The organism is Tabrizicola sp. (genome assembly GCF_041919135.1).
Classification (GTDB): domain Bacteria; phylum Pseudomonadota; class Alphaproteobacteria; order Rhodobacterales; family Rhodobacteraceae; genus Tabrizicola.
In genome coordinates this window covers 1-15321 of sequence record NZ_JAYRUJ010000030.1, presented here as the reverse complement: position 1 = coordinate 15321, position 15321 = coordinate 1, and the positions used below count along the sequence as shown (strand labels likewise).

Genomic DNA, 15321 nt, shown 5'->3' with positions numbered 1-15321 from the left:
CCCAGATGTCGCGCTATGACCCTTCGGTGATCGAACCCAGATGGCAGGAGGCATGGGACAAGGCCCAGGCCTTCGCCGCCCTGCGCGACCCCTCGCGGCCGAAGTATTACGTGCTGGAGATGTTCCCCTATCCGTCGGGGCGGATCCACATGGGGCATGTGCGCAACTATACCATGGGCGACGTGGTGGCGCGGACCAAGGCGGCGCAGGGCTATTCGGTGCTGCATCCGATGGGCTGGGACGCCTTCGGGATGCCGGCCGAGAACGCGGCGATGGAGCGGGGCGGCCATCCGAAGGACTGGACCTACGGCAACATCGCCGACATGAAGGCGCAGATGAAGCCCCTGGGGCTGAGCATCGACTGGTCGCGCGAACTGGCGACCTGCGACCCGGAATATTACGGCCAGCAGCAGGCGATGTTCCTGGACATGATGGAGGCCGGGCTGGTCTACCGCAAGGCCGCCGTGGTCAACTGGGACCCGGTGGACATGACGGTGCTGGCCAACGAGCAGGTGATCGACGGCAAGGGCTGGCGGTCCGGGGCTGCGGTCGAGCGGCGCGAGCTGGTGCAGTGGTTCTTCAAGATCAGCGATTACTCGGAGGAGTTGCTGGAGGCGCTAGACGGGCTGAAGGACTGGCCGGAGAAGGTGCGGCTGATGCAGGCGAACTGGATCGGCAAGTCGCGCGGGTTGCAGTTCGCCTTCGAGACGGTGGGGGCTCCGGCGGGGTTCGAGCGGCTGGAGGTCTATACGACGCGGCCGGACACGCTGCTGGGGGCGTCCTTCGCGGCGATCAGCCCGGACCATCCGCTGGCGAAGGCGCTGGAGGGCGATCCGGCGGTGGCGGAGTTCGTGGCGAAGTGCCGCCGCGGCGGGACCAGCGCCGAGGAGATCGAGACGGCGGAGAAGATCGGCTACGACACGGGCATCCGGGTGAAGCATCCGCTTGATCCGGCGTGGGAATTGCCGGTCTGGATCGCCAACTTCATCCTGATGGACTATGGCACCGGCGCGATCTTCGGCTGCCCGGGGCATGACCAGCGCGATTTCGATTTCGCGACGAAATACGGGCTGCCGATCAAGGCGGTCTTCGTGGCCGAGGGCGAGGCGGACAAGACCCTGGCCGAGGCTTTCGTGCCGATGAAGTCGGAGAAGGTGCATTACGTCCGGGGCTTCGCCGGGGCCGAGGTGCAGACCGGGGACGAGGGCGTGGCGGCGGCGATCGCGCATGCCGAGGCGCAGGGCTATGGCAAGGGCGTCACCAAGTTCCGCCTGCGCGACTGGGGGATCTCGCGGCAACGCTACTGGGGCTGCCCGATTCCGGTGGTGCATTGCCCCTCCTGCGGCGTGGTGCCGGAGAAGAAGGAGAACCTGCCGGTCGAGCTGCCCTATGACGTGAGCTTCGACAAGCCGGGCAACCCGCTGGACCGGCATCCCACCTGGCGCGACGTGCCCTGCCCCGCCTGCGGCCAGCCCGCGAAGCGCGAGACGGATACGATGGACACTTTCGTCGATTCGTCCTGGTACTATGCCCGCTTCACCGCCCCCCGCGCGACGACGCCGACCGTGGCGGCGGAGGCGGAATACTGGATGAACGTCGACCAGTATATCGGCGGGATCGAGCATGCGATCCTGCATCTGCTCTATTCCCGCTTCTTCGCACGGGCGATGCACAAGACCGGCCACCTGCCCGTCAAGGCGGTGGAGCCGTTCAGCGCGCTGTTCACCCAAGGCATGGTGACGCACGAGATCTACAAGACCACCGATGCCCAGGGTCGGCCGGTCTATCACCTGCCCGAGGATGTCATCCGCAGCGAGTCCGGGGCGACGCTGAAGGACGGGACCAGGGTCGAGGTCATCCCCTCGGCCAAGATGTCGAAGTCGAAGAAGAACGTGGTCGATCCGATGCATATCATCGCCTCGTTCGGGGCGGATACGGCGCGGTGGTTCGTGATGTCGGACTCGCCCCCGGAGCGCGACGTGGAATGGACCAGCGCCGGGGCGGAGGCCGCGCACAAGCATCTGGCGCGGGTCTGGGCTCTGTGCAGCCGCATCGGCGAGATGCCGGCGGACCATGTCGGACAAGGCGGGGACGCGGGCGACGATGCCCTGCGCCGCGCGACGGCCAGGGCCATCGACGAGGTGACGAAGGGGATCGAGGGCTTTGCCTTCAACAAGGCGATTGCCAGCCTTTATGCCTTTACCAACACCATCGCCAAGGCCAATGCCTCGACCCCGGTGATGAAGGAGGCGATCCGCACGCTGGCGCAGCTCACCTCGCCGATGACGCCGCATATCGCGGAGTCGATCTGGAGCTATCAGGGCGGCGAAGGCCTTTGCGCCAAGGCGCCCTGGCCCAAGGCGGACCCGGCGCTTCTGGTCGAGGACACCGTGGTGCTGCCGATCCAGATCAACGGCAAGCGCCGGGCGGAAATCGGCGTGCCGAAGGACATGGCGATTCCCGAGATTGAAAAGATTGCGCTGGCGAACGAGGATGTGCTGAAGTTCCTTGCCGGGCAGCCGGTGAAGAAGATCATCGTCGTGCCGGGCCGCATCATCAATGTCGTCGTCTAGGACCATCCCCCCCACCCGATCCCTTCCCCACGAAAGGGGGAGGGGGCCTGTCGCGCCCGTCATCCAGCGCGGCGCTTCGGAGATGGCGCCTCCCTTTCCCCGCGCGGCATCCGGCGCACGGCTTTCGCGTCGCTTCCTCATCCTCGCCCCGCTTGCGCTGGCGGCTTGCGGCTTTACCCCGGCCTATGCGCCCGGCGGCGGGGCGGACCGGCTTTTGGGCACGATCTGGGTGCAGGACCCGGACACGAAGGCCGGATTCGACCTGGTCGAGCGGCTGGAGGAGCGGCTGGGTCGGCCAGAGGTGGTCCGCTATGACCTGGCCTATGTGATCACCACCGAAGCGGTGGGCGTCGGCGTGACCGAGGAAAGCCAGATCACCCGCTACAACCTGAAGGGCGTGGTCGATTACACCCTGACCGAGCGTGCGACCGGCACCCGGGTCGCGGGCGGACGGGTGCAGAATTTCACCGCCTATTCCGCCACCGGCTCGACCGTCGCCGGGCTGGCGGCCGAGGAAGACGCCGCGCTGCGGCTGATGCGGATCCTGGCCGACCAGATCGTCGCCCGCCTGATCGCCGTCTCGGCCAGCCTGCCATGATCCTGAAGGGGGCCGAGGCCGCCCGCTATTGTGCGAAGCCCGATCCCGCGCGTCCCGGCCTGCTGGTGTTCGGCGCCGATGCGATGCGGGTGGCGCTGAAGCGGCAGGAGGCGATTGCCGCCCTGGTCGGCCCCCAGGGCGAGGCCGAGATGCGGCTGTCGCGGATGTCGGGGGCGGACCTGCGCAAGGATGGCAGCCTGCTGCTGGATGCGATCAAGGAGGTCGGGTTCTTTCCGGGCCCCCGGGTGGCCTTTGTCGAGGAGGCGACGGACGGGCTGGCCGAGACCGTAGCCGTTGCCTTGAAGGAATGGAAGCCGGGCGATGCGGTGATCGTGGTCACGGCGGGCAACCTGACGGGCAAGTCGGCGCTGAAGACCCTGTTCGAGAAGCATCCCGCCGCCGTCTGCATCGGTCTTTACGACGAGCCTCCGGGGCGGGAGGAGATCGAGGCGGCGCTGAAGGCCGCGGGTCTGGTGGACATCGGCCGCGAGGCGATGGCGGACCTGAACATGCTGGCGCGCGCGCTGGATCCGGGCGATTTCCGGCAGACGCTGGAAAAGATCGCGCTGTACAAATACGGCGATGCCTCGCCGCTGACGCCGGCGGATGTGGCGGCGATGGCCCCGGCGACGATCGAGGCCGAGGTCGACGATCTGGTCGGCGCGGTGGCCGAGGCGCGGCGCGAGGCGATCGGCCCCCTGTTCCGGCGGCTGGAGGGGCAGGGCGTGCTGCCGGTGACGATCTGCATCGCGGCGCTTCGGCATTTCCGGGTGCTGCACGGCGCGGTCTGCGATCCGCAGGGGCCGGGGGTCGGGATCCAGAAGGCGCGGGTGAACTTCAAGCAGAAGGACGCGATGGGGCGTCAGGCCGGGCAATGGGGCATGCGGGCGCTGGAGGCGGCGGTCGCGGTGCTGGTCGAGACCGACCTGACGCTGCGCTCGGCCAGCAGGGCGCCGGGGATGGCGCTGATGGAACGCGCGCTGATCCGCATCGCGATGATGCGGCGCTAGGAGGGAAGATGGACCCCGTCGCGATCGAGGCTTTCCTGGCGCCGCTGGCGCGCCATGCCCGCAAGCTGAAGGCGCTGGAGGGGCTGGTGTTCTGGGGCGGGGCCGAAGGTTGGGAGGCTTCGCCCTCGGAGGCGCTGGAGGCCGAGGAGATCGCCTTCTACGCCGAGGGATTGCTGCTGGACGGGTTCCGGATGCAGTGGACGCTGGTGGCGGCGGCCGATGCGCCGACGCTGCCCGACCACCTGCGGCTGGAGTTCTGGCAGGACGGAAGCCCCGCGCCGCCGCTGCCGCCGGGCTGGGTCGCACTCGATTCGGCGCGCTGGGGCTAAAGCCGCGACAAAAGGAGCCCGGCGAGGACCAGCCCTGCCGCGGCGATCCGCGTGGGGGTGACCTCGCGCACCGCCATGCCCAGGACTCCGGTCGCGTCAATCACCAGGGCCGCGCCCATCTGGCCCAGGATCAGGGCGGCGACCAGGGTGACCACGCCCAGGGACGACACGCCCCAGATCGAGGCGAAGACATACCAGGCGCCGAGGATCCCGCCGAGAAGCGTCCAGCCCGGCACCTGCGCCAGCCGCAGATAGGCCGGCCCCTGACCCTGCAGGACCGAGACCGCCAGCAGCACCAGGAAGCCCACCCCGAAGGACACCGCCGCCGCCGGGGCCGGCGCGCCCAATCCACGCCCCAGCGCCGCGTTGATCGGGGCCTGCACCGCGATCGCCACCCCGCCCAGGACCACCGCCGCCACTGCCCACCACATGCGCGCCTCCATCTTCTGCCGCGCCGACTGAACCACGCCGTCGCCCCGGCAACAACCCTTGCCCTTGTGCCGGGAATGCGCAGACTGCGCCCTGGTCTTCCTCCTGGAGAAATACGCCACGGGGGTCCGGGGTGTGAACCCCCGGCGGCCGACCACAGGAAACCGCGATGGCCTTCACGCTCCGCCAGCTTCAGTTCTTCGTCGCCGTCGCCGAGGCCGGGTCGGTCTCGGGCGGGGCGCGGGCGCTGTCGATCAGCCAGTCCTCGGTGACCGAGGCGCTCCGCAGCCTGGAGGACGACCTGGGCGTGACGCTCTTCGACCGGCAGGCGCGGGGGCTGATGATCACGCACAAGGGCTCGGCCTTCCTGCGCCATGCGCGCAAGATCCTGGCCGATGTGGCCACCGCCCGCAGCGCCTTCCAGGAGGAGGCCGAGGCCGCGACCGGGCGGCTGTCGCTGGGGGTGACCAGCCTGGTCGCGGGCTATGTCCTCTCGGACATCCTGGCCCGCTACCGCCGCGCCTTCCCGCAGGTCGAGCTGAACGTCATCGAGGACAACGGCGACTATCTCCAGCACCTGCTGATCGGCGGCGAGCTGGATGTGGCGGTGCTGCTGACCTCGTCGGTCAAGGACCGGCTGGCGCTGAACCTCGAGACGCTGCTCGTCTCGCCCTATCGGCTGTGGCTGCCGCTGGGGCATCCGCTGGCGCAGCAGGAGACCATCACGCTGGAGGAGCTGGCGGGCCAGCCGCTGATCCAGCTGATGGTGGACGAGATCGAGGAATCGACCCGCCGCCTGACCGCGGCCCTGCCCGTGAAGCCGCAGATCACCTTCCGCACCCGCAGCGTCGAGGCGGTGCGTTCGCTGGTGGCCACCGGATCGGGCCTCGCGATTCTGCCGGGGCTGGTCTACCGGCCCTGGTCGCTGGAAGGCGACCGGATCGAGATCCGCGACGTCTCGGGCGACCTGCCCTCGGTCCAGGTCGGGCTGGCCTGGCGCAAGGGCGCGCCGCTTTCGGTGCCGGCGCATAATTTCGTCCGCTCGGCCCAGGTCGGGCTTCCCGCCCGGAGCGGGGCCGCGCCGTAGACCCATCGGAAAAACAGATAGCGCGCATCCAGTTTTTGCATTTGCGATTTCTGCCGCGCTGGCTAGCCTGCCTGACATGACCGGAACACCGGCGTGCCGCGCTGCCTGCGGCCCATTCCAAAGGGAGTTTGTCGATGAAGAATTTGAAGCTGATGGCCACCACCGCGCTCTGCGCGCTGACCGGGATCACCCCCGCGCTGGCCCAGGTGACCGAGCTTGGCGCCCCCGAGGGCCAGGTCAGCATCGTCGCCTGGCCCGGCTATATCGAGCGGGGCGAGACCGACAAGGCCTTCGACTGGGTGACGAAGTTCGAGGAAGCCTCGGGCTGCAAGGTCAATGTCAAGACCGCGAACACCTCGGACGAGATGGTGGCGCTGATGAACGAGGGCGGGTTCGACCTGGTGACCGCCTCGGGCGACGCCTCGCTGCGGCTGGTGGCGGGCGACCGGGTGCAACCGATCAACACCGACCTGATCCCGTCCTGGAAGACGGTGGACGAGCGCCTGCAGAACGCCGCCTGGCACACGGTGGACGGGGTGCATTACGGCGTGCCCTACATGTGGGGGCCGAACGTGCTGATGTACAACACCGAGGTCTTCAAGGAGCCGCCGACCAGCTGGAACGTGGTGTTCGAGGAGATGGACCTGCCCGACGGCAAGTCGAACAAGGGCCGGGTGCAGGCCTATGACGGGCCGATCCACATCGCCGACGCCGCGCAATACCTGATGGCGCACAAGCCGGAACTGGGGATCACCTCGCCCTACGAGCTGAACGAGGACCAGTACAAGGCCGCGCTCGACCTGTTGCGCGCCCAGCGCAACCTGGTCAGCCGCTACTGGCACGACGCCTTCATCCAGATCGACGACTTCAAGAACGAAGGCGTGGTCGCCTCGGGCTCCTGGCCGTTCCAGGTCAACCTCCTCAAGGCGGACGGGCAGCCCATCGCCTCGACCATCCCGGAGGAGGGCGCGACGGGCTGGGCCGACACCACGATGATGCATGTCGATGCGAAGAACCCGACCTGCGCCTATCTGTGGATGGAACATTCGCTGGCCTCGAACCTGCAGGCCGACCTTGCGGTCTGGTTCGGCGCGAACCCGAGCGTTCCGGCCGCCTGCACCGACGGCCGCGGCATGTCGACGGCGGAAAGCTGCACCGCGAACGGGATGGACGATTTCGACAAGATCCGGTTCTGGACCACCCCGGTGTCGAACTGTTCGCAGGGCGAGGGCGCCTGCGTGCCCTATTACCGCTGGGTCAGCGACTATATCGGCGTGATCGGCGGGCGCTAAGCCATCTTCTGCCCCCGCCCCTGACCGGGCGGGGGCGATTGTAGGGTGGGTGAAATCCACCGCTTTGCAACGGTGGGTTTCACCCACCCTACGGATGCTCCATGACCTCAGCCGTCGAATTCCAGAATGTCTCGCGCCATTTCGGCCCCGTGAAAGCCGTCGATGGCGTCGATCTGACCATCGCCGAGGGGTCGTTCTTCGCCATGCTCGGGCCATCGGGATCGGGCAAGACCACCTGCCTGCGGCTGATCTCGGGCTTCGAGAAGCCGACGGGCGGGGCGATCCGCATCTTCGGCGAGGATGTCTCTGCCACCCCGCCGCATCTGCGCAACGTGAACACGGTGTTCCAGGACTATGCGCTGTTCCCGCACATGAACGTGCGCGACAACGTGGCCTATGGGCTGATGGTCAAGGGCATGGGCCGGGCGGCCCGCCATGCCAGGGCCGAGGAGATGCTGGCGCTGGTCAAGCTGGACGCCTATGGCGACCGCAAGCCGGCGCAACTGTCGGGCGGGCAGCGGCAGCGGGTGGCCCTGGCGCGGGCGCTGGTGAACGAACCGCGCGTGCTGCTGCTGGACGAGCCCCTAGGCGCGCTGGACCTGAAGCTGCGCGAGGCGATGCAGGACGAGCTGAAGGCGCTGCAAAAGCGGCTGGGGCTGACCTTCGTCTTCGTGACGCATGACCAGCACGAGGCGCTGTCGATGGCCGACAGCCTGGCGGTATTCAACGAGGGCCGGATCGCCCAGATCGGCTCTCCGCAGGACATCTACGACCGGCCCGCCACCCGCTTCGTGGCGGATTTCGTCGGATCGTCGAACGTGCTGCCGCCCGACCTGACCCGCGCTCTGGGGGGGCCGGAGCAATGGGCCTCGCTGCGGCCGGAAGCGACGCGGCTTGCGGACTCCGGCCCGGTCCGGGGCAGGGTGAAGGCGTTGCGCTACCTCGGTTCGGGCACGCGCGTGGTGATCGAGGCGAATGGTACCGAGGTGGCGGCGCTGGTCCCCGCCGGCCAGCCGGTCCCTGCCGAAGGCGCGACGACGGCCTTCGCCTTTGATCCGAAGGATCTGCACCTGATGGGCGCGGCATGACCAGCGCCCCCGCCATCCTGCCCGCGCGCGGGTTTGCCGACCGGCTGACCGGCACGTTCTGGCGCCATCCCCGGGTGCTGCTGGCAATCCTGCTGACGCCCCCGCTCCTCTGGCTCGGGGTGGTCTACCTCGGCTCGCTCGCGGCGCTCCTCCTCCAGTCGTTCTACTCGATCGACGAATTCTCTGGCGTGGTGAAGGAGGAGTTCACCCTCAAGACCTATGGCGAGCTGCTGCGCCCGTCGAACTTCGACATCCTGGTCCGGACCGTGATCATGGCCGCCTGCGTGACACTGGCCTGTGCCGCGCTGGCTTTCCCCATCGCCTATTACGCCGCCCGCTACGCGAAGGGCCACTGGAAGGCCGCCTTCTACCTGGGGGTCATGCTGCCCCTGTGGTCAAGCTATCTGGTCAAGGTCTATGCCTGGAAGCTGATCCTGGCCAAGGAGGGCATCATCGGCTGGGCCGCCGAGCAGACGCATACCTCTTGGATCATCGACGGGCTCCTGTTGATCCCGGGGCTGGAGGGATCCTCGCTCTCGACCTCGCCGCTCGGGACCTTCGCGGTCTTCTGCTACATCTGGTTGCCCTACATGATCCTGCCGATGCAGGCCGCGCTGGAGCGGGTGCCGAACTCGATGCTGGAGGCCTCGGCCGACCTGGGGGCCACAAGGGCGCAGACCTTCCGCACGGTGATCCTGCCGCTGGCGCTGCCGGGGGTGATCGCCGGGTCGATCTTCACCTTCTCGCTGACGCTGGGGGATTACATCATTCCGCAGATCATCGGCAATTCGGCCAATTTCATCGGCATGGCGGTCTACCAGTTGCAGGGCACCGCCGGGAACATACCGCTGGCGGCGGCCTTCGCGGTGGTGCCGATCGGGATCATGCTGGTCTATCTGGCGCTGGCGCGGCGGATGGGGGCGTTCGATGCTCTCTGACCGCTCCCCGCTCTCGCTGCGCGCGGCGGCCATCGGGGGCCTGCTGTTCCTGCACCTGCCGATCCTCCTGATCTTCCTCTATGCCTTCACCACCGAGGAGCGCAGCTTTCAGTTCCCGCCGCCGGGCCTGACGACCGAGTGGTTCGGCGTGGCCTGGAACGACCGGCCCGACATCTGGCCGCCGCTCTGGCTGTCCTTGCGGGTTGCCGCCATCGCCACCTCGATCGCGCTGGTTCTGGGCACGCTGGTCGCGGCGGCGATGACGCGGACGGCGTTTTTCGGGCGGGACCAGATCAGCCTGCTGATCCTTCTGCCCATCGCGCTGCCCGGGGTGATCACCGGCATGGCGCTGCGGTCGGCCTTCGGCGTCATGGACATCCCGTTCAGCACCTGGACCATCGTGCTTGGCCACGCGACCTTCTGCATCGTCATCGTCTACAACAACGCCGTCGCCCGCCTGCGCCGCCTGTCGGGCGGGATCATGGAGGCGTCGGCGGACCTGGGCGCCAATGCCTTCCAGACCTTCCGGCATGTCCTTCTGCCCAACATGGGCTCGGCCCTGCTGGCAGGCGGGATGCTGGCCTTTGCGCTGAGCTTCGACGAGGTGATCGTGACCATCTTCACCGCCGGATCGGGCGCGGATGCCAAGACCCTGCCGATCTGGATGCTGGACGAGCTGATCCGCCCGCGCCAGCGGCCGGTGACCAATGTCGTCGCGATCCTGGTCTTCGCGGCCACCTTCTTCCCCATCCTTGCAGCCTACTACCTGACCCGCGGCGGCTCCGAGACCGCCGGCATGGGCAAATAGGGAGACAGACCATGAAGATCGACACCCGGCTTCTGATCGGCTCGGATTTCGAGGCCGGGCAGGAGGCGAAGGAATCCATCCTGAACCCGCGCAGCGGCGGGCTGATCCTGGAGGTACCGGAAGCCTCGACCGCGCAGGTGGATCGGGCGGTGGCGGCGGCACGCAAGGCCTTCGACGGCTGGTCGCGGACGACGCCCGCCGAACGGTCTGCCGCGCTGTTGCAGATCGCCGACCGGATCGAGGCCGAGGCCGAAGCCTTCGCGGCGCTGGAGGCGCTGAACTGCGGCAAGCCGATCAACGCCGCCTGCAACGATGAGATCCCGGCCATCGTCGATTGCTTCCGCTACTTCGCGGGCGCGGTCCGCTGCATGACCGGGACGGTGGCCGGGGAATACCTGTCGGGCCATACCAGCATGATCCGCCGCGACCCGGTGGGGGTGGTGGCCTCGATCGCGCCCTGGAACTATCCGCTGATGATGATGGCCTGGAAGCTGGGGCCGGCCATCGCGGGCGGCAATACGGTAATCTTCAAGCCCAGCGAGCAGACGCCGCTGACGGCGTTGAAGCTGGCCCATGTGCTGGCGGATGTGCTGCCGGAAGGCGTGGTCAACGTGATCGCCGGGCGCGGGCAGACGGTGGGCAGCTACCTGATCAACCATCCGCAGGTGGACATGATCAGCCTGACCGGCGACGTGGCGACCGGCAAGAAGATGCTGGACGCCGCCGCCAAGACCGTGAAGCGCACCCATCTGGAACTGGGCGGCAAGGCCCCGGTGATCGTGTTCGACGACGCCGACGTGTCCGAGGTGGTCGAGGGGCTGCGGGCCTTCAGCTTCTACAACGCGGGCCAGGACTGCACCGCTGCGTGCCGGGTCTATGCCGGCAAGAAGGTCTACGACAATCTGGTCGCCGACCTGACCTCCGCCGCCGCCTCGATCACGCTGGGGGCCGAGGACGACACCGCGAACGAGATTGGCCCGCTGATCAGCCAGCGCCAGCGCGACCGGGTGGCGAGCTTCGTCAACCGCGCCCGCGAACTGAACCATGTCGAGATCACCACCGGCGGCGAGGCGATGGAGCAGGGCTTCTACTACCGCCCCACCGTGGTGGCGGGCGCGAAGCAGGACGACGAGATCGTGCGGCGCGAGGTCTTTGGCCCGGTGGTGTCGGTCACGCCGTTCAGCGAGGTGGAGGATGCGGTGACCTGGGCCAATGACAGCGACTATGGGCTGGCGTCATCCGTGTGGACGAAGGATGTGGGCCGGGCGATGGCGACGGCCGCGCGGCTGCGTTATGGCTGCACCTGGATCAACACCCATTTCATGCTGACCAATGAGATGCCGCATGGCGGGCTGAAGCAGTCCGGTTACGGCAAGGACATGTCGGCCTATGCGCTGGAGGATTATACGGTCGTCCGGCATGTGATGGTGAAGCACGGCTGACCCCTCCTCGTTCGACTTCGTCTCCTCGTCGGCCGGCAGCGAGGAGTGACGAAGTCATCGACGAGCGGGGACCAAAGAAAAACCCCGGCCGCCTTGGACCGGGGTTTCTTCATACGAGCAGACGCCGGATCAGCGGTGCGAGTCGTCCTCGTCCTCGTCGTCGTGGCTGCCGGCGGGGAGGTTGAAGAAGCTGTCGGCATCCGAGAAATCGGCGGGCGAGCTTTCGTCCTTCTCCTCGTCGCCGAAAACCTCGAGCCCCGTGGGCAGCTTCGGCTCGGGCGCCATGCCGAGGGACTGCTCGGTGGACACGAGCTTGCGGCGCTCGTCATCGGTCATCACCGAGCCTTCGGCGGCCTTCTTGCGGGCGGCGACCTGGACGGCGGCATCAAGTTCGGACTGCTTGCAGAGACCGAGTGCGACCGGGTCGATGGGCTGGATCGAGCCGATGTTCCAGTGCGTGCGCTCACGGATCGACTGGATCGTGGGTTTGGTGGTGCCGACCAGCTTGCCGATGGCGCCATCCGAAAGCTCGGGGTGAAACTTGACCAGCCAGAGGATCGCGGCCGGGCGGTCCTGGCGTTTCGACAGCGGGGTATAGCGCGGGCCGCGACGCTTTTCCTCGCCCACGGCGGCGGCGTTGAACTTCAGCTTCATCCGGTAAAGCGGGTTGGCCTGGGCGCGCTCGATCTCGACCGGGTCGAGCTGGTTGTTCGCGATCGGGTCGAAGCCCTTGACCCCGGTGGCGACGTCGCCGTCGGCGATGCCCTGGACCTCAAGCTCGTGCATGCCGCAGAAGTCGGCGATCTGCGCGAAGCTGAGGGTCGTGTTGTCGACCAGCCAGACGGCGGTCGCCTTCGCCATGAGCGGCTTTGACATCGACATCGGATCTCTCCTTTACAAATCTCTCCCGGGCCGGGAAAACGGCTGCGGGCCGGGCCCGCGAGTTCCACGATTTCGGGGAATTCACCCGTCCATATAAGGCCAGAACGACGGGAGGAAAAGCGGAAATGCGGAAGCTGGTGGCCGTGCTTGCGCTGTTCTGCCTGTCGCAGGCGGTCCGGGCCGAGGGCGAACGGGCCGGCGCGTTCGACTATTACGTCCTGTCGCTGTCCTGGTCCGCCGCCTGGTGCGCGCTGGAGGGCGATGCGCGGGACGATCCGCAATGCGACCGGGGGCGGGGGCTGACCTTCGTGCTGCACGGGCTTTGGCCGCAGTACGAGGACGGCTGGCCCAGCTATTGCCGGACCGGCGCGCGCGATCCGGGCCGGGCGGAGACGGCGGCGATGGCGGATGTCATGGGGGGCGCGGGGCAGGCGTTCCACCAGTGGAAGAAACATGGCCGCTGCTCGGGCCTGGCGGCCGGGGACTATTACCGGGTGGCGCGGCAAGCCTTTGAAAGCATTGCGGTTCCCAAGCTTTTCACCCGCGTGGACCGGCCGCTGACCCTGCCCGCAGCCGTGATCGAGGCGGCGTTCCTGGAGGCGAACCCGGCGCTTTCCCCCGACAGCATCACCATCACCTGCAAGGCCGGGCTGATCCAGGAAGCGCGGATCTGCCTGACGCCAAAGCTGGAGCCACGCGCCTGCGGACCGGACGTGGCCCGCGACTGCCGCCTGCCGGATGCGGTGCTGGAGCCGGTGCGATAGAAGCGGCGGGATCGCATAAAAACAAGCTTCCGGTGGAAGTCGAAGCAAGGAATTCCTGCAATGCACGATGCCGGGGACAGCTGGGGATCTGCCGCCCGGCCGAGGCTTCCGTCTGAATTCCGATCCCGCCTGAATCAGGGTTTAGCAAACCTTTATGACAACCGCGCGGGAAAGTTGCGCCAATTGCATGCCGCAGCGTCAAACGGTCGACACATTCAGTTTTCGACCTTCAGCACGATCTTTCCGACATGGCCCTCGGCCTCGATTCGCCAATGGGCGGCGGGGGCCTCGGTCAGGGGGTATTCGCTGTCCATGACGACGCGGAAGGCGCCGCGTTCGATCATCGGCCAGACATGGGTCTCGACCTCGCGCGCGATGCGGGCCTTGGCCAGGTCGGACTGCGGGCGCAGCGTGGAGCCGGTGAAGGTGAGGCGGCGGGTCATCAGCTCGGCCCAGTTGACCGTCACCTTGGGGCCCTGCAGGAAGGCGATCTGCACCAGGCGGCCATCGTCGGCCAGCGCCTTCAGGTTCCGTTCGAGATAGGGGCCGCCGACCATGTCGAGAATCAGGTTCGCGCCGCCCGCCTCGCGCAGGGTCTGGACGAAATCCTCGCTGCGGTAGTTCAGCGCGACCTCGGCCCCGAGATCGCGGCAGACCTGGACCTTCTCTTCCGATCCGGCGGTGGCGAAGACGCGGGCGCCAAGGGCGCGGGCGATCTGGATCGCGGTGGTGCCGATGCCCGAGGTGCCGCCATGGACGAGGAAGCGTTCGCCCGCCTGCAGGCCGCCGCGCATCACGATGTTGGACCAGACGGTGAAGCAGGTTTCCGGCAGGCAGGCGGCCTCACGCAGGCAAAGGCCGCGCGGGACCGGAAGCGCGTGCGCTTCGTGTGTGGCGACGTATTCGGCATAGCCGCCGCCGGGCAGGAGCGCGCAGACCTGGTCGCCGATCTGCCAGCGGGTGGCGCCCGGCCCGACCTCGACCACGGTGCCGGAGCATTCGAGGCCGGGAAGCGGCGAGGCCGAGGGCGGCGGGGCATACAGGCCGGCGCGTTGCAGCGCGTCGGGGCGGTTCACCCCGGCCCAGGCCACGCGGATGATGATCTGGCCATGCCCCGGCACCGGCACGGGGACCGAGACCGGCTGCAACACCTCCGGCCCGCCGGGCTGGGAGATTTCGACGGCAAGCATGCTGTGGGTCAGGGCCATGGCTCGGTTCCGGCTTGAGGGTCAGTCCCGGCGCAGGCCGGGCAGGGTGGTGGGCGGCTTGGGCGCCCGGATGTTTTCCATAACCTTGAACGGACCGGAGAACAGCTTTTTTCCCAAAGGATTTTCACGGAAATCCGCCTTGAGCTTCTCGAAGCGCATCACGCCCTCGATCCGGCGGTCGAGAAACTCCCAAGTTGCGTGGTGGTCGGAACTGTCGTCGCCCAGCCAGAACAGCACCGTCGCGCCGTAGACGGCCGAGAGCGTGGCGCGCTTGGTGTACCAGTTCAGGTCCTGCGAGCCATCCCCCAGCGCGGTCCAGATCCGGTCGGCGGTGGACCAGATCGCCCGCGCGCCGTCGGCGGCGTGCTGGGGCAGGGAAAAGAGGGTGGAGCCGCGCCGCACCAGTTCGCGGTCGGCAAGCTCGAGCCGGGTGCGGACGGCATGGGCGATCCGGTCGCGGAAGCGCAGGGCGGAAAGATCGGTCGCGGCCAGATGCGCGACCATGGCCGCATCGCCCCTTGCGTGGTAGGCCAGCGCCAGATCGACACCGCCGCGCGGGAACAGCGCCCGCGCGAGGCCCGGCGCGACCCCTGTCTCCTCAGCCGCGGCGCGCAGGGTGCGGTCGGACCAGCCGTCGAAGGGCACATGCACCAGCGCGGCGTCGAGCAGGCGGTCCTTCTGTTCCTGGGTCATGGCCTGATCCTTCCGTGGTGGACAAGTGGCGTCATGCTTGCTATAGGGCGGCCGCCTGCACAAGTCAGTGCAACTCTAGCTTAGGAAGGTGGTGACAACCACATGCAGGTCAGCGTCCGCGACAACAACGTCGAACAGGCTCTCCGTGCTCTGAAGAAGAAACTTCAGCGTGAAGGGGTG

16 protein-coding genes are annotated in these 15321 nt (G+C 67.8%); 12 read left to right on the top strand and 4 right to left on the bottom strand.

All coding sequences use genetic code 11. From position 1 onward, the window contains the following. Positions 1-5: 5 nt before the first annotated feature. From leuS to ACE3UA_RS16590, 4 genes are all read left to right on the top strand, one after another. A complete protein-coding gene (gene leuS, locus ACE3UA_RS16605; RefSeq protein ID WP_374647104.1) occupies positions 6-2573 on the top strand; it encodes a leucine--tRNA ligase in 2568 nt (855 codons plus the stop codon). Between the two features lie 82 nt (positions 2574-2655). Further along, positions 2656-3171: an LPS assembly lipoprotein LptE gene (lptE, locus tag ACE3UA_RS16600; RefSeq protein WP_374647102.1), complete on the top strand. Its 516-nt coding sequence runs from the start codon at positions 2656-2658 to the stop codon at positions 3169-3171. Continuing rightward, the gene (gene holA, locus ACE3UA_RS16595; RefSeq protein WP_374647100.1) at positions 3168-4181 is read left to right on the top strand and encodes a DNA polymerase III subunit delta; all 1014 of its coding nucleotides are present in this window, start codon (positions 3168-3170) and stop codon (positions 4179-4181) included. The genes lptE and holA overlap by 4 nt, the downstream gene beginning before the upstream one ends. 8 nt (positions 4182-4189) lie before the next feature. Then, entirely contained in the window at positions 4190-4510 is a 321-nt protein-coding gene (locus ACE3UA_RS16590) for a hypothetical protein (protein WP_374647098.1), read from the top strand. Here the strand turns inward: ACE3UA_RS16590 and ACE3UA_RS16585 are convergent. Continuing rightward, on the bottom strand, positions 4507-4941 hold the full coding sequence (locus tag ACE3UA_RS16585) for a DMT family transporter (protein ID WP_374647096.1): 435 nt from the start codon (positions 4939-4941) through the stop codon (positions 4507-4509). The two genes, ACE3UA_RS16590 and ACE3UA_RS16585, sit on opposite strands and share 4 nt — an antisense overlap. Before the next feature lie 167 nt (positions 4942-5108). Here ACE3UA_RS16585 and ACE3UA_RS16580 point away from each other — a divergent pair, with 167 nt between their 5' ends. From ACE3UA_RS16580 to ACE3UA_RS16555, 6 genes are all read left to right on the top strand, one after another. After that, positions 5109-6026 (top strand): LysR family transcriptional regulator, encoded by a 918-nt coding sequence (locus tag ACE3UA_RS16580; protein ID WP_374647093.1) that lies wholly within the window; start codon positions 5109-5111, stop codon positions 6024-6026. 134 nt (positions 6027-6160) lie between these two features. Continuing rightward, complete coding sequence (locus tag ACE3UA_RS16575; RefSeq protein WP_374647091.1) at positions 6161-7318, top strand: ABC transporter substrate-binding protein; 1158 nt, start codon at positions 6161-6163, stop codon at positions 7316-7318. Positions 7319-7419: 101 nt separating this feature from the next. Further along, positions 7420-8406 carry an ABC transporter ATP-binding protein gene (locus ACE3UA_RS16570; protein WP_374647089.1) on the top strand — a complete coding sequence of 329 codons (987 nt, stop codon included), beginning with the start codon at positions 7420-7422 and terminating at the stop codon, positions 8404-8406. Further along, the gene (locus tag ACE3UA_RS16565; protein ID WP_374647087.1) at positions 8403-9344 is read left to right on the top strand and encodes an ABC transporter permease; all 942 of its coding nucleotides are present in this window, start codon (positions 8403-8405) and stop codon (positions 9342-9344) included. Before ACE3UA_RS16570 ends, ACE3UA_RS16565 begins: the two co-directional genes overlap by 4 nt. Then, on the top strand, positions 9334-10152 hold the full coding sequence (locus tag ACE3UA_RS16560) for an ABC transporter permease (protein WP_374647085.1): 819 nt from the start codon (positions 9334-9336) through the stop codon (positions 10150-10152). Before ACE3UA_RS16565 ends, ACE3UA_RS16560 begins: the two co-directional genes overlap by 11 nt. 17 nt (positions 10153-10169) lie before the next feature. Continuing rightward, the gene (locus ACE3UA_RS16555) at positions 10170-11594 is read left to right on the top strand and encodes a gamma-aminobutyraldehyde dehydrogenase (RefSeq protein ID WP_374647140.1); all 1425 of its coding nucleotides are present in this window, start codon (positions 10170-10172) and stop codon (positions 11592-11594) included. A 129-nt stretch (positions 11595-11723) separates the two neighbouring features. Here ACE3UA_RS16555 and ACE3UA_RS16550 read toward each other — a convergent pair whose 3' ends face one another. Continuing rightward, positions 11724-12470 (bottom strand): DUF1013 domain-containing protein, encoded by a 747-nt coding sequence (locus tag ACE3UA_RS16550; protein ID WP_374647138.1) that lies wholly within the window; start codon positions 12468-12470, stop codon positions 11724-11726. Positions 12471-12601: 131 nt separating this feature from the next. On the opposite strand from ACE3UA_RS16550, the gene ACE3UA_RS16545 reads away from it, so the two are divergent. Then, complete coding sequence (locus ACE3UA_RS16545; protein ID WP_374647083.1) at positions 12602-13240, top strand: ribonuclease T; 639 nt, start codon at positions 12602-12604, stop codon at positions 13238-13240. A gap of 215 nt (positions 13241-13455) precedes the next feature. Here the strand turns inward: ACE3UA_RS16545 and ACE3UA_RS16540 are convergent, their stop codons facing one another. Then, positions 13456-14448 carry an NAD(P)H-quinone oxidoreductase gene (locus ACE3UA_RS16540; RefSeq protein WP_374647081.1) on the bottom strand — a complete coding sequence of 331 codons (993 nt, stop codon included), beginning with the start codon at positions 14446-14448 and terminating at the stop codon, positions 13456-13458. Positions 14449-14469: 21 nt separating this feature from the next. Further along, a complete protein-coding gene (locus ACE3UA_RS16535; protein WP_374647079.1) occupies positions 14470-15141 on the bottom strand; it encodes a COQ9 family protein in 672 nt (223 codons plus the stop codon). A 102-nt stretch (positions 15142-15243) separates the two neighbouring features. Here ACE3UA_RS16535 and rpsU point away from each other — a divergent pair. After that, a partial coding sequence (rpsU, locus tag ACE3UA_RS16530; RefSeq protein ID WP_374647136.1) for a 30S ribosomal protein S21 occupies positions 15244-15321 on the top strand: 78 nt, incomplete at its 3' end.

What these genes read in the sequence shown, in the direction of transcription:
- holA (WP_374647100.1), top strand. Translation starts at nt 3,168, where the DNA reads ATGATCCTGAAGGGGGCCGAGGCCGCCCGCTATTGTGCGAAGCCCGAT.
- ACE3UA_RS16550 (WP_374647138.1), bottom strand. Translation starts at nt 12,470, where the DNA reads ATGTCAAAGCCGCTCATGGCGAAGGCGACCGCCGTCTGGCTGGTCGAC.
- leuS (WP_374647104.1), top strand. Translation starts at nt 6, where the DNA reads ATGTCGCGCTATGACCCTTCGGTGATCGAACCCAGATGGCAGGAGGCA.
- ACE3UA_RS16580 (WP_374647093.1), top strand. Translation starts at nt 5,109, where the DNA reads ATGGCCTTCACGCTCCGCCAGCTTCAGTTCTTCGTCGCCGTCGCCGAG.
- ACE3UA_RS16585 (WP_374647096.1), bottom strand. Translation starts at nt 4,941, where the DNA reads ATGTGGTGGGCAGTGGCGGCGGTGGTCCTGGGCGGGGTGGCGATCGCG.
- ACE3UA_RS16535 (WP_374647079.1), bottom strand. Translation starts at nt 15,141, where the DNA reads ATGACCCAGGAACAGAAGGACCGCCTGCTCGACGCCGCGCTGGTGCAT.
- ACE3UA_RS16570 (WP_374647089.1), top strand. Translation starts at nt 7,420, where the DNA reads ATGACCTCAGCCGTCGAATTCCAGAATGTCTCGCGCCATTTCGGCCCC.
- ACE3UA_RS16590 (WP_374647098.1), top strand. Translation starts at nt 4,190, where the DNA reads ATGGACCCCGTCGCGATCGAGGCTTTCCTGGCGCCGCTGGCGCGCCAT.
- ACE3UA_RS16575 (WP_374647091.1), top strand. Translation starts at nt 6,161, where the DNA reads ATGAAGAATTTGAAGCTGATGGCCACCACCGCGCTCTGCGCGCTGACC.
- ACE3UA_RS16540 (WP_374647081.1), bottom strand. Translation starts at nt 14,448, where the DNA reads ATGGCCCTGACCCACAGCATGCTTGCCGTCGAAATCTCCCAGCCCGGC.
- ACE3UA_RS16560 (WP_374647085.1), top strand. Translation starts at nt 9,334, where the DNA reads ATGCTCTCTGACCGCTCCCCGCTCTCGCTGCGCGCGGCGGCCATCGGG.
- lptE (WP_374647102.1), top strand. Translation starts at nt 2,656, where the DNA reads ATGGCGCCTCCCTTTCCCCGCGCGGCATCCGGCGCACGGCTTTCGCGT.
- ACE3UA_RS16565 (WP_374647087.1), top strand. Translation starts at nt 8,403, where the DNA reads ATGACCAGCGCCCCCGCCATCCTGCCCGCGCGCGGGTTTGCCGACCGG.
- ACE3UA_RS16545 (WP_374647083.1), top strand. Translation starts at nt 12,602, where the DNA reads ATGCGGAAGCTGGTGGCCGTGCTTGCGCTGTTCTGCCTGTCGCAGGCG.